The 13,129-nt window shown below is 71.5% G+C and carries 9 protein-coding genes and 2 pseudogenes; 6 read left to right on the top strand and 5 right to left on the bottom strand.

Annotated features, from left to right (window positions below; all coding sequences use genetic code 11):
• Together A5673_RS27405 and A5673_RS27400 are read left to right on the top strand one after the other, a co-directional pair.
• Positions 1-204 (top strand): annotated as a pseudogene (locus tag A5673_RS27405) (endonuclease); the annotation flags it as partial.
• Entirely contained in the window at positions 201-926 is a 726-nt protein-coding gene (locus A5673_RS27400; protein WP_068240039.1) for a DUF72 domain-containing protein, read from the top strand. The pseudogene A5673_RS27405 and the gene A5673_RS27400, both read left to right, overlap by 4 nt.
• Before the next feature lie 6 nt (positions 927-932).
• On the opposite strand, the gene A5673_RS27395 is transcribed toward A5673_RS27400, so the two are convergent.
• The 3 genes from A5673_RS27395 to A5673_RS27385 form a co-directional block, all read right to left on the bottom strand.
• Positions 933-3,053 (bottom strand): NAD(P)H-binding protein, encoded by a 2,121-nt coding sequence (locus tag A5673_RS27395; protein ID WP_068240038.1) that lies wholly within the window; start codon positions 3,051-3,053, stop codon positions 933-935.
• A 107-nt stretch (positions 3,054-3,160) separates the two neighbouring features.
• Positions 3,161-4,645, bottom strand: a complete 1,485-nt coding sequence (locus A5673_RS27390; protein ID WP_068240036.1) for an acetyl-CoA acetyltransferase — start codon at positions 4,643-4,645, stop codon at positions 3,161-3,163.
• Between the two features lie 43 nt (positions 4,646-4,688).
• Entirely contained in the window at positions 4,689-7,091 is a 2,403-nt protein-coding gene (locus A5673_RS27385; RefSeq protein ID WP_068240035.1) for a CoA transferase, read from the bottom strand.
• Between the two features lie 151 nt (positions 7,092-7,242).
• Here A5673_RS27385 and A5673_RS27380 point away from each other — a divergent pair, with 151 nt between their 5' ends.
• The gene (locus A5673_RS27380; RefSeq protein ID WP_068240031.1) at positions 7,243-8,145 is read left to right on the top strand and encodes an undecaprenyl-diphosphate phosphatase; all 903 of its coding nucleotides are present in this window, start codon (positions 7,243-7,245) and stop codon (positions 8,143-8,145) included.
• A gap of 21 nt (positions 8,146-8,166) precedes the next feature.
• On the top strand, positions 8,167-8,598 hold the full coding sequence (locus tag A5673_RS27375) for a VOC family protein (RefSeq protein WP_068240028.1): 432 nt from the start codon (positions 8,167-8,169) through the stop codon (positions 8,596-8,598).
• Here A5673_RS27375 and A5673_RS27370 read toward each other — a convergent pair.
• Positions 8,577-9,086 carry a GNAT family N-acetyltransferase gene (locus A5673_RS27370; RefSeq protein WP_068240026.1) on the bottom strand — a complete coding sequence of 170 codons (510 nt, stop codon included), beginning with the start codon at positions 9,084-9,086 and terminating at the stop codon, positions 8,577-8,579. The two genes, A5673_RS27375 and A5673_RS27370, sit on opposite strands and share 22 nt — an antisense overlap.
• Before the next feature lie 107 nt (positions 9,087-9,193).
• On the opposite strand from A5673_RS27370, the gene A5673_RS27365 reads away from it, so the two are divergent.
• On the top strand, positions 9,194-10,042 hold the full coding sequence (locus tag A5673_RS27365) for an SDR family oxidoreductase (RefSeq protein WP_068240025.1): 849 nt from the start codon (positions 9,194-9,196) through the stop codon (positions 10,040-10,042).
• Positions 10,043-10,105: 63 nt separating this feature from the next.
• Positions 10,106-12,496: a phosphoketolase gene (locus A5673_RS27360; protein ID WP_068240024.1), complete on the top strand. Its 2,391-nt coding sequence runs from the start codon at positions 10,106-10,108 to the stop codon at positions 12,494-12,496.
• Here the strand turns inward: A5673_RS27360 and A5673_RS27355 are convergent.
• Positions 12,493-13,129 (bottom strand): annotated as a pseudogene (locus tag A5673_RS27355) (hypothetical protein); the annotation flags it as partial. The gene A5673_RS27360 and the pseudogene A5673_RS27355 overlap by 4 nt on opposite strands.

The raw sequence follows: 13,129 nt of genomic DNA, 5'->3' as shown, positions 1-13,129 counted from the left end.
ATCTTTCTCCGCGAGGTGCAGGACGTCTGGACTTGGGTGCGGCCGCACTTCGACGACCGCGCCATCGCGGCCGCGAGGGAACTGGGTCTGCCCGCCCAGCCGGCGAGGCTGGGTGCCCTTGCGCCGCAAGCCAATGCGCGGCTCGCGGCCGCGCTGGTGCGGGCGGCGCTCGACGACGACGTGCGTCGGCGGGTGGCCGCTTGACCGTTCGGATCGGCACCTCGGGATGGTCCTATAACCATTGGGCGGATGTGCTCTACCCGCCCGGCCTGCCGTCCGCGCGCCGATTGGCCCGCTACATCGAGGTTTTCGACACCGTCGAGCTGAACGCCAGCTTCTATCGATGGCCCAAGGAATCGACCTTCGCCGGGTGGCGCGCCCAGCTCCCCGGCGGGTTCAAGATGTCGGTCAAGGCGCATCGGGGGCTGACGCACTACCGCCGCCTGTCCTCCCCCGAGCCCTGGATCGAGCGGTTCGAACGCTGTTGGCAGTTGCTGGGTGACCGCAGTGGGGTGTTGCTGGTCCAATTGCACCCCGAGCAACAGCGCGACGACGCGCGCCTGGACGGCTTCCTGGCGCTCGTGCCGGCGTCGATCCGGGTCGCCGTCGAGCTGCGGCATCCGTCCTGGAACGACCCCGCCGTCTACGAGTTGCTGGGGCGGCGCCGCGCCGCCTACGTGGTGATGAGCGGCGCCGGCCTGGCGTGCGTGCCGCGGGCCACCGCCGATCTGGTCTACGTCCGGATGCACGGCCCGGATCAGGACGCGATCTATGCCGGCTGCTACTCGGACGCCCAGCTGCGCCACTGGGCCGACCGGATCACCGAATGGGATGGCGACGGCAGGGACGTGTGGATGTACTTCAACAACGACCTCGGCGGCCATGCGGTGCGCAACGCGCTGTATCTGCGCGGGATCTTGGGCTGATCCGGATCAGGCACCGCCGATCGGGTCGACCGGGGTCCACGCCCCGTCGATGACGTCGGGCGGCCGCTGGGCGTGCAGGCGGTCCCGTTCGGCGCGGCGGCGCTTGATCCGCAACCGGGCGTCGGCCGGCACGGCGACCAGTTCGTCGCAGGTCAGGTAGTAGACATCGTCGACGGCGTCGAACAGATCCGCCGCGACCCGGCGAGACCCCAACTCCCGCAAGGTCATCCGCAGTTCGTGGGTGAACCGCATGGTGCCGTCGTGGGCCAGCTCTCGCGACTCGCGGGCATTGGCGGCCATCCGGCGGGCCAGCGTCCTCGGCGCGGCCGGCTCGGTCGGCGTGGTGGCGGCGGCTTCGGCCACTTCGGCGGCCGCCATCAGCAACATCGACGGATCGTCACTGAATACCCGGCCGGCGAGCTCGGCTTCACCGGGCCCGCGGTGCCCGATCCGGGCGACGGCGGCATCGAGAGCGCCGGCGGCGTCGGCTGACAACGCGCGGATGCTGCCGACGTTGCCTTCGGCGGCCAGCGCCCGCAGCGGCGGGTCACCGCGCAGCGCGGCCGCCAGCTCGGCGGTTTCGGCGGCGACGCGGGTGCTGTCCACGATCGCGCCGAGCCCCGAGACCCGCGACGCGGCCCGGGTGTGGTCCAGCGCCGCGGCGGTGACTCCGGAGTCGATCAGCCACAGCGCCGTCAGGATCCAGCCCTGGTGGATGCGGTCGCGCAGCAACCCCGCCCGGACCTCCAGCGCCGCGTCGGGCAGCGCGGCCAGCTGCGCGGCGTCGAGGTGCTCCACCTCGGCGGCCGCGCTGTAGGCCCGGGTGTCGGGCCCCAGCCGTCGCATCAGGGTCAGCGACCGCGCCGTGACCAGGGCTTTGGCCATCGACCCGAGCGCTCCCTCCGCGAGCCTCGGCTCCCCGAACGGCAGAACGTCGCCCACCTGCGGCTGGTCGACCAGGGCGTGGCGGGTGACCGCGTCCTGGTCCCAGCCGGGCAGCTGCGCGGCGGCCACCACGTTGGCCGACACCCCGACGTAGGCGCGGTGACCGAAGACCGCGATGGCCCTGCTGCCCCACTCGTCGTCGACGACGCCGCCCAGGGCGAGCACGTGACCCATGACCCGGCCGGCCGCGCGCAGACCGCTCAGCTGGACGTCAAGCGTCATCGGGGTCAGCGGCCCGGGCAGCGCCTCGGCGAGCCTGGCCGCACTGAAGACCGGGAACCGCGGGTCGATCCGGTCGTCGAACTCCCCCTCCATGCCGTCGGGGGCCGCGCTGTGCAGGTCGTCGGACGGCCGGGGCCGCGGGAAGACCTCCACGGGGAGGGCCAGCTGGCGGTCGTGGCTGACGGCGCCCGCGGGGTGCAGCCGGCGCCCGACGAGTCCACGGGCGGTGTCGGCGATCGCATCGAGCGCATGCCAGCCGAATTCGAAACCCCAATCCTCTTGCACCGCGGCGATATCCATCGCCGGGGTCAACAGCGGCCAGCCGCGGACCCCATGCAGCCGCGCGCGGGGGTCAGCGGACCGCAGCAGCCGCCACGCGGTGACCACGTTGGTGGTGTCCGGGGTGGCTAGATCCACCACGCCGGTGCGGTCGGTGTTCACCGACGAGACCAGGAAGCGCACCAGGTCGTCGAGGTGCAGGACCCGCACCGGCTGGGTGGACGCCTTGGCGCGCAGCAGCGTGGCCACGGTGCGGCACACCATCCAGTCGAGCTGCCGGCCGACCGGCGGCGCGGCGCGGACGACCAGGCTGGGCGCCCAGCTGGTGGACACCAGCTCCTCGGCCGGCCGATACAGCTCGGGCCTGCCCGCGGCCTGCGACACGAACAGCAGCCGGGCACCCGCGCGGGCGGCGGCGTCGGTGACGTGCGCGATGCCGTCGATGTCCGCGCCGCCCGGTGCGCTGGTGTCGACGGGAGCCAGGTGGACCACCGCGTCGGCCTCGTCGGCCAGCTCTCGCAGGACGGGGTGGCGCAGCGGTGCGCGCACCAACTCGACACCGGGGTCCAGGTAGGGGTGGGGGCGCTCGGCGATCCCGGTGACCGTGTGCCCAGCAGCCAGCAACTGCCGTGCGACCAGCCGCCCGACTGCGCCGGTGGCGTCGGTAACCAGGATCTGCACCTGGGTCCACCTCCCCCAACGTCCGTCTCGACAATAGGCAAGTCCCTGGCACTTGCGCGACCGTTACCCGGTAACAGCGCACTGGCCTGCGATGATCTTCCCGACCGCTACTGCAGCGTCGCCGCGCCGTCCGCCGTGACGGCAACTTTGGCGCCCCCGATATCTTCGCGCACGGTCGCTTCGGCGGCGGCGGGGTCGGTGATGACCGCCAGGGTGCGCGACCCGTCGGGCGTGCGCACCGCGAGGAAGGCCTTCTCGGGTTTTCCGTCGCGGTCGAACGGCGTCGTCCACGCTTCGACGGTCCCGACGCCCTCCCACTCGACCAGCCCCTTGCGGGTGGGCTCGCGGTCGACCGCCGGTTGGGTGTCCTCCCAACGGAATCGGGCCGGTGGCTCGGTGCCGTACACGCCGAAGCTGTGTTTGGTGAGGTAGCCGCCGTTGGCGCTGAGGAGGGCACGGCGGCCGGGATTGGCGACGAGCAACTCGGCCGCGGTGGCGATGGAATGCATCACGTAGTTGCTCCACGGGCCGCCGGCGAACGTCAGCCCGCCGGTCACGGTGAGCGGGCGGGCGGGGTCGTCGACGCTCAGTCCCAGTTCGGTCGCCGCGATCTGAACGGCGGAGGGAAAGCACGAATACAGGTCGACGTAGTCGACGTCGTCGACGCCGAGGCCGGCCAGCTCCACCGCCCGCGCCCCGGCGATCCGGATGGCCGCGGAGCGGTGCAGCTCGTCCCGCTCGGCGATGGCCGGGGTGTCGTGGGCGTCGGTGCCCGCGTGGGGGAAAACCCACCGCTCGGCGGGGATGTGCAGCCGCTTGGCGTGCTCAACCGAGGTCAGGACCAGCGCGGCGCCTTGGTCGACCATGTTGTTGGAGTTCATCAGCTTCGTGTAGGGCCAGCTGATCATCCGGTTCTGCGGTCCGGGCCGCCGGATTTCGCCGGCCGTCACCGGTTTGCGAATCCAGGCGTGCGGGTTGCCGACCGCGACGGCGTTGAACCGCGCCCACAGCTCGCCGATGCGCTCGAGGTGGTCCGCGATCGACTCGCCGCCCGCGATGCGCAGCGCCTGCTCGAACAGCGGGTAGACGTAGGCCGGCCGGTCGAGCCCGATCCTGATCTCCGCCTCGCCGGCCATCGGGACGTCGTCACCGCTGACCGGGGCCATCGGCACCGACTCGTCCTGCACGGTCCACTCGAGCCTGCCGCCCCGGGCCCGCAGCCCCCTGCGGGTGCGCCAGGTTTCGGCGCCGGCCAGCAGCACGACGCCGGCCCGGCCCCGCTGAATGTCCAGGCAGGCCTGGTTGACCAGCGACTGCGGCACGTTGCCGCCCACGGGGCTGTACAGCGTGGCGAAGTCCTTGGCGCCGATCCGCCCGCCGAGCAGCAGCCCGGGATCGCGGTAGTGGGCCGACAGCACGTTCACCACGCGGACGGAATCCACGGCCTCGAGCACCCGGGGGTCCGCGGCCTCGCGGGCCGCCGCGGCCATCAGGTCGACCGGTTCGACCGACCGCGTCGCCGGGTCGATGTCGCCCCGGTGGTTGACCTGGCCGTAGCCGATCAACACCGGTGTGTTGGGGTCGACGGTCATACGACGAATTTAGCGTGGCTATTGATTGGCCCGATGCCGGGCACTAGCCGCTCGCGAACAGCGCGCCCTCGTCGATCAGCCGCTGCGTCTCAGCGGCGCTCATGCCGAGCACGTCTCGGCAGATCTCCCGGGTGTCCTGACCGGGCAGGGGTGCCGGGCGTTGCGGGGCGGGCGGAATGTGCTGAAACGGCGCCGGGCCCGTCTCCGCCGGCAGCGGCCGCTCGACGAGCGGATGCACCATGTCGCTGAACAGTTTTCGCTGGATCAGCTGGGGGTCCTCCAGGATGTCGGGCGGGCGGTTCATCGGCCCGGCCGCAACCCCGGCCGACTGCAGCAGCTCGGCGACGCGCACCGGGGTGCGGGTGCGGGTCAGGGCCGCCACCAGCTCCACCAGCTCGCGCCGGTTGGCCAGGCGCGACTCGCCGGTGGCGAAACGAGGGTCGTCCGCCCACTGTGGGTGATCGAAAAGGGTTGCCACGCGGCGCCATTCGTCGTCGGAGCCGATCGAGATGACGCACCATTCGTCGTCGCCGGCGCACGGACACACCGCGTGCAGGGTGGTGTCGTCGCGTAGCGGGCCGATGCCAGCGGCCCGCGCGGCCTCGGCGACGTAGAGGGTGTCGAGCTGATTGACCACGACCTCGGCCTGCGAGATGTGCACGTGGCCCCCGTCGCCGGTCCGATTGCGCCGGATCAACGCGGCCAGCGCCGCGATCGCGGTCACCCGCCCGACCACGTGATCGGGGAAGATCGTCGTCGCGTCGTAGAAGGAATGCCGCGCGGCGGCGCCGCCGTCGCCGCCCTCGTCCGGATCGTCGGACGTCCACAGCCGGGTGACGCCGGTGGCCGCGCGCACCAGCGGACCGTAGCCCAGGCGGTCGCTCCACGGCCCGGTGTCGCCGAAAGCGCTGCTGCCGGCCAGCACGATCCGAGGGTTGAACCGCCGCAGCGAGTCGTACGGAAACCCAAGGGCGGTAAGGGTTCCCGGCTTGAAGTTGGCGAACACCGCATCAGCCTCCGCGACCAGCCGGCCGAACACGTCCTTGCCGGGCTCGCTGCGCAGGTCCAGGCCGAGCCCGAGCTGATTGCGGTGGGTCCACGCGAACGACTCGCTCATGGTGTCACCGGCGCGGGCCTGACGCAGCCCGTCGGGGTAGTCGGCGCTTTCGACCTTGATGACCTCGGCGCCCAGGGCGCCGAACAGCCGGCCCAGCTCGCCGCCGGCGACGATGATGCCGAGGTCGAGAATCCGCAGCCCCGCCAGCGGCTGCTCGCCGACCCTGCCCGACGGGGCCGGCACCACCACCGGAGCGCCACGCCAGTACGGGTCGTCCGCGCCCGCGGTGGGGGCCGGCGCCCGAAAGCCCGAGCGCTGGCCGTCGACGACGAAATAGCCGGTGGGGACGCTGGTGCGCACGCCCGGGATCAGTTCCGCCTCGCTGATCGCGCCCACGGCCTGGAAGTGTTCGGAGCCCAGCACCCACGACGGCGGCAGCACCGCGGCGATCGGCACCCCGTGCGCCTGTCCGGCGGCCACCAGATCCTTCATGGTCTGCTCGGCGAACAGGGTTTGCACCAGCATGCTGATCTCGGGCCACGCCGCGAAGCGGGCGCCGAGCGCGTCGTAGCTGGGGTCTTGGAAGTCTGCGGGCTCGCCCAGCCAGCGCCGCAGCCCGCGCCACTGCCGCGGCGCCATGACGCACAGCCGGACGTAGCCGTCCTTGCACGGCAGGATCGGATACGCGTCCTGGTTTTTCGGCCGTCCCCGCCACCGCCCGGCGCCGCGGACGCCGGCGGCGGCCTGCCCGTGCGCACCGAACGCCGGGTCGAGCGCCATCACGACGGCGTCGAACCGCGAGAAGTCGATGTAATCTCCTGTGCCGCAACGTAATCGGTTGTAGTAGGCGACCAGCGCGGCCCACGCCGCCTGCACGGCGGCGGTGGAGGACGCGATACCGTCGGGCGGCAGCACCGGGGTGCCGGTGGTGGGGCCGGATCGCGACAGCGAGCCGCACATCGCGTACAACACCGCGTCGGTGGCGCGCCACGACGACCGCGGGCCCGTCGCACCGAAGTCGGTGATCGACAGCACCACCAGGTGCGGGAAGCGGGCGGCCAAGTCCGGGCCGGGCGCGCCGAACGCGCCGGCCAGCCCGTCCAGGCCGTTGTCCACGACGATGTCGGCCTCGCCGGCGAGGCCGAGCAACCGGTAGCAGTCGTCCTCGTCGAGCGGGTCCAGCACGGCGCTGCGCTTGTTGGCGTTGTGCACGGCGAACGGGATGCTCGCGCCCGCCAGCGTCGGCAATTCGTCGCGGCCGAGGTTGCCGCCGGGGGGTTCCACCTTCAGCACGTCGGCGCCCAGGTCGGCGAACAGCCGGGCCACGGCGTCGGCGTCGCCGCTGGACAGGTCGAGGACGCGCACGCCGTCGAGCAGCGGGTCGGCCATCCGCCCACCGTACCTGCCTGGTCAGCGACCGGCCGCGATCGATTGCCCGGTGACCAAATGTCCAGCCGCCCAAGCCGGTTCGTGCGGGAAACGCGACCGGCTACGCTCGGAAGTTCTTGTCGACGATTTCCCGATGGAGGCACCCCACCCAATGAGCGCGCACCTGAGCTACGTCGAGGCCGTGATCGTCGGCGCGTTTCAGGGCGTCACCGAGCTGTTTCCCGTCTCCAGCCTGGGGCACTCGGTCTTGGTGCCGGCGCTGGTGGGCGGCGGGTGGGCCCGCGATCTCAACGTCTCGACCCCCGAATCGCCCTACCTGGCGTTCATCGTCGGCCTGCACGTCGCCACCGCCGCCGCCCTGCTGGTGTTTTTCTGGCGTGACTGGCTGCGCATCGTGGCCGGCTTCTTCTCGTCGCTGCGGTACCGGCGGATTCAAACGCCCGACGAGCGGCTCGCGTGGCTGATCGTGGTCGCCACCATCCCGGTGGGGCTGGCCGGGGTGGCCCTCGAGCACCTGTTTCGGACCACGCTGGGCAAGCCCATCCCCGCCGCGGCGTTCCTGTTGCTCAACGGCATCGCCCTCTACGCGGGCGAGGTGTTGCGCCGCCGCTTGTCACCGGCGGGCGACGAAGAACACGAGGACCACGCCGGTGCGGCCATCGACAACCGGCTGGCCCAACTGCCGATGCGCCGCGGGCTGCTGATCGGGGCTTCCCAGATTCTGGCGCTGCTGCCCGGCATCAGCCGCTCCGGCATCGCCATGGTGGCCGGGCTGTGGCGCGGCCTGTCGCACGAGGACGCCGCCCGGTTTTCCTTCCTGCTGGCCACGCCGATCATCCTGGCCGCCGGGGTCTACAAGATCCCCGACCTGTTCGGGCCGATCGGAGCCGGCATCCACGGACAGGTCCTGGCCGGCAGCGTCGCCTCGTTCGTCGCCGCCTACCTCGCCGTCCGCTTCCTCACCCGGTACTTCCAGACCCGGACCCTGACACCGTTCGCCGTCTACTGCGCCCTGGCCGGCGGCATCAGCCTGGTGTGGCTCAGCCTTCACTAGGCTTGGCGCCGAGGGGGTCCCATGACAACGATGCACAAGATCACCACCTTCCTGATGTTCGAAGGCAAGGCCGAAGAGGCGATGCGGTTCTACACATCGCTGTTCGCCGATTCGGAGATTCGGTCGATGACGCGGTACGGGCCCGACGAGGCCGGCGTCGAGGGAACGGTTCAGCATGCGACGTTCACGCTGGCCGGTCAGCAGTTCATGTGTATCGACAGCCCCGCGACGCACGACTTCGCCTTCACCCCGTCGATGTCTCTGTATGTGCAGTGCGACTCCGCCGATGAGATCGAGCGGTTGTACGAGGCCCTGGGACAAGGCGGCCAGGTCCTCATGCCACTTGACGGCTACGGTTTCAGCCCCAAGTTCGGCTGGGTCAATGACCGGTTCGGGGTCTCGTGGCAGCTGACGCTGGCCGAGGTGGGCGATCAGACGGGCGCGCAGCGATAGCGGAGCTGGCGCACCGCTAAACCTCCGAAAGTCGTTGCGCGGCAAGCTCCGTCGAAGTTCCATCCGTCGCGTTCATAGAATCGCCGGGCTGGGATGTTGCCGTCCAGCACCCACAACACGGCGCCGGCCACACCGACCACCCGCAGCCGCTCCCGGGCGGCGGCCATCAACAGCCGCCCGATCCCGTGGCGCACCTGCGCCGGATCGACGTAAATCGCCATCAGCTCACCGAAATTCGGCAGGTCGCCGTCGCGGCACAGGCCCGTGGTCGCCAGGCCGAGGATCGCGGCCCCGTCGACCGCGACCCACGTCGCCGGCATCCGCAGCCCCACCCGGCCGAAGGTGTAGCGGTCGGCGAAGAAACTCGGCTCGAGCCCGTTGAGGAAGTCCTGGCCGATCAGGCCCCGGTAGGCCGACCGCCACGACCGCACCTGCAGCCGGGCCACCTCGTCGGCGTCCGCCGGGACGGCCGCCCGCACCTCGATCACCGTTGCAGTATCGGCTTGGGCGGCGCCATTTGCGCGGCGCGGCGCCGAGTGCTGTGCTTACCCCATCGCCAACCTGACACCCGTCAACTTTTCTGGGAGGACCGACCGTGGCAGATACGAGGTCGATCGGCCTGAAGGTCCGAGGCAAGGTCATCGTGGTCACCGGCGGGGCGCGCGGCATCGGGCTGGCCACCGCGACCGCCCTGCACAACCTGGGCGCCCGGGTCGCGATCGGCGACATCGACGAGGTGCGGGTGAAGGAGTCGGGCGCCGCGCTCGGGCTGGACGTCTACGGAAAGCTCGATGTCACCGACGCGCATTCGTTTGCCGAGTTCCTGGACGAGGTCGAGCGGCAGCTCGGGCCGATCGACGTGCTGATCAACAACGCCGGCATCATGCCGGTTGGCCGCGTCGTCGACGAGCCGGACGCGGTCACCCGCCGGATCCTGGACATCAACGTCTACGGCGTGATCCTGGGCAGCAAGCTGGCGGCGCAGCGCATGGTCCCCCGCGGCTGCGGCCACGTCATCAACGTCGCCTCGCTGGCCGGGGAGCTCAACGTCGTCGGCCTGGCCACCTACTGTGCCAGCAAGCACGCGGTGGTCGGGTTCACCGACTCGGCCCGGCTGGAGTACCACTCGACCGGCGTGAAGTTCTCGATGGTGTTGCCGACGTTCGTCAACACCGAACTCGTCGCCGGCACCCCCGGGATGAAGGGATTCCGCAACGCCGAGCCGGCCGAGATCGCCGACGCGATCGTCGGCCTGGTTGCCCACCCGAAGCCGCGGGTGCGGATCACCAGGGCGGCGGGCGCGATGGTGGTGTCGCAGAAATTCTGGCCGCGCCGGCTCGCCGAGGGGCTCAACCGCCTGCTCGGGGGCGACCACGTCTTCACCGACGACGTCGACGTCGAAAAGCGCCGGGCCTACGAGGCGCGCGCCCGCGGCGAAGAGTAGTCGGATCGCAGCCGTCGGGAAGAGGACGGGCGTCGTTCACTTGCGGCGCGGACAATCGGGCGGGTGACCGCAGAAACCGACGTAACCCCGACAACCGTTTCCCTGGCCGACGACGAGCTTGCCCTCATCAACGCGTACTGGCGCGCCGCCAATTACCTCTCGGTCGGGCAGATCTACCTGCTCGACAACCCGCTGCTGGCCGAACCGCTGTCGCCCGACCACGTCAAACCCCGGCTGTTGGGGCACTGGGGCACCACGCCCGGGCTCAATCTCGTCTACGCCCACCTGAACCGGGTGATCCGCAATCGCGACGCCAACGTCATCTACGTCACCGGGCCCGGCCACGGCGGCCCCGGGCTGGTCGCCAACGCGTACCTGGAGGGCACCTACAGCGAGGTGTACACCGGCATCGAGGAAGACGCCGAAGGGCTGCGAAAGTTGTTCCGGCAGTTCTCCTTTCCCGGCGGCATTCCCAGCCACGTGGCCGCCCAGACCCCCGGGTCGATCCACGAGGGCGGCGAGCTGGGCTACGCGCTCGTGCACGCCTACGGCGCGGCCTTCGACAACCCGGACCTGGTGGTGGCCTGCGTGGTCGGCGACGGCGAGGCGGAGACCGGCCCGCTGGCCGCGAGCTGGCACTCGAACAAGTTCCTCAACCCGGCCACCGACGGCGCGGTGCTGCCCATCCTGGCGCTCAACGGCTACAAGATCGCCAACCCGACCGTGCTGGCCCGCATCCCCCACCCCGAGCTGGAGGCGCTGCTGCGCGGGTACGGCTACCGGCCGATCACGGTCGCCGGCGACGACCCCGCCGACGTGCACCGCCAACTGGCCGCCGCGCTCGACGACGCCTTCGACGACATCGCCGCCGGCGAGCGCGCCGCGCGCGCCGGCAACGGGGTGGAGCGGCCCGTCTGGCCGATGATCGTGCTGCGCACCCCCAAGGGCTGGACCGGACCCAAGGTGGTGGACGGCAAGAAGGTCGAGGGCACCTGGCGCGCGCACCAGGTGCCGCTGGCCGAGACCCACGACAACCCCACCCACCGCGCGCAGCTGGAGGAATGGCTGCGCAGCTACCGGCCCGAGGAGTTGTTCGACGGCAGCGGCGCGCTGCGCCCCGAACTGCGGGCGCTGGCGCCCCGCGGCAATCGCCGGATGAGCGCCAACCCGCACGCCAACGGCGGCCTGTTGCTGCACGACCTCGACCTGCCCGACTTCCGCGACTACGCCGTGCCGGTGTCGCGCCCGGCCACTTCGATGCACGAGGCCACCCGGGTGCTGGGCGCCTTCCTGCGCGACGTGATCGCCCGCAACCCCGACCGGTTCCGCCTGATGGGTCCCGACGAGACCGCGTCCAACCGGCTCGACGCCGTGTACGGGTCGACCGCGAAGGTGTGGATGTCGGAGATCGAGCCCGACGATGAGCACCTGGCGCCCGACGGGCGGGTGATGGAGGTGCTCTCCGAGCACCTGTGCCAGGGCTGGCTGGAGGGCTACCTGCTGACGGGGCGGCACGGCCTGTTCAACTGCTACGAGGCGTTCGTGCACATCGTCGACTCGATGCTCAACCAGCACGCGAAGTGGCTGGCCACCAGCCGCGAACTGCCGTGGCGGCGGCCGATCGCGTCGCTGAACTACCTGCTGACCTCCCACGTGTGGCGCCAGGATCACAACGGCGCGTCGCACCAGGATCCCGGGTTCATCGACCTGGTCGCCAACAAGCGGGCCGAGCTGACCCGGGTGTACCTGCCGCCCGACGGCAACACCTTGCTGTCCGTGGCCGACCACTGCCTGCGCAGCCGCAACTACGTCAACGTCATCGTCGCCGGCAAGCAGCCGGCGCTGGCCTACCTCGACATGGACCAGGCGATCGCGCACTGCGCGCGCGGACTCGGCATCTGGCCGTGGGCGAGCACGGCCAGCGCCGAACCCGACGTGGTGCTGGCCTGCGCCGGGGACATCCCGACGCTGGAGACGCTGGCGGCGGCCGACATCCTGCGCCGCGAACTGCCCGGGCTGGCCGTCCGGGTGGTCAACGTCGTCGACCTGATGCGGCTGCAGCCGGAGTCCGAGCATCCACATGGCTTGCCGGACAAGGAGTTTGACGCGTTGTTCACCCGCGACAAGCCGGTGATCTTCGCCTATCACGGCTATCCGTGGCTGATCCACCGGCTCACCTATCGGCGCACCAACCACCCGCACATCCACGTGCGCGGCTTCAAGGAGCGCGGCACCACCACGACGCCGTTCGACATGGTGATGCTGAACGACCTCGACCGGTTCCATCTCGTCATGGACGTCATCGACCGGGTGGACGGGCTGGCCAGCCAGGCCGCGGTGTTGCGGCAGCGCATGGTCGACGCCCGGCTGGCGGCGCGCGTCTACACGCGCGAGCACGGCGAGGACGACCCGGCGATCTCGGGGTGGACCTGGGAGTCGAGCGAGGCGACCTAGCGGTCCGGCCGCTCCATCGCCTGCTGCGCCCACAGGGCGGCCGAGCGCACGAGCACGTCGCGCTCGACGGCCAAGTCCGCGATCTGCTTGCGCAGCGCATTGAGTTCGTCGCGCACGTCCTGAGCCAAGGCCTCGCCGCCCGCAGCACCCTGACGAGCCGACACCGCCGGCGCCGGCACGACGTGCGGCGGAGCGGCCGCGCCGGCCACCGGCGGTAGCACCCTCGGCCGGTGGCCGTATGGCGCCATGACCGCGCCGTCGCGCTCCCCGGCCAGGCCATCGCTCCGCGCGGCTGCGGTTTCGCGTTGCGCCGCCTCGCCCTTGCGTTGCGCGGCCCAGCCGCTGCCCGCCGCGCCGCCTCCGCCGGCCGCCGCCGCCGTGAGCCCGGCGGGGCCGATCATCCCGGGCCCCAGCCCTGCTTCGGCGGCTAGCGGCGCGGCAGCAACCGGAGCGCCCGGCCACGCCGCGGCCGTCAACCGGGCCGTCGGCGCGGGCACGGCCCAGCTCGACGGCACCGACAACCGACCGATCGACGGCGCTCGCCCCATGCCGGCCAACACCCCGGAACCACTCGGCGACGCCGCCGGCTCACGCAGGCCCGGCACCGCGGCAGAGGTCGCTGAACCGCCGCCG

Origin of the sequence: Mycobacterium sp. E3198 (genome assembly GCF_001667015.1) — a bacterium.
GTDB lineage: Bacteria > Actinomycetota > Actinomycetes > Mycobacteriales > Mycobacteriaceae > Mycobacterium.
This window is presented reverse-complemented; position numbering and strand designations above follow the sequence as displayed.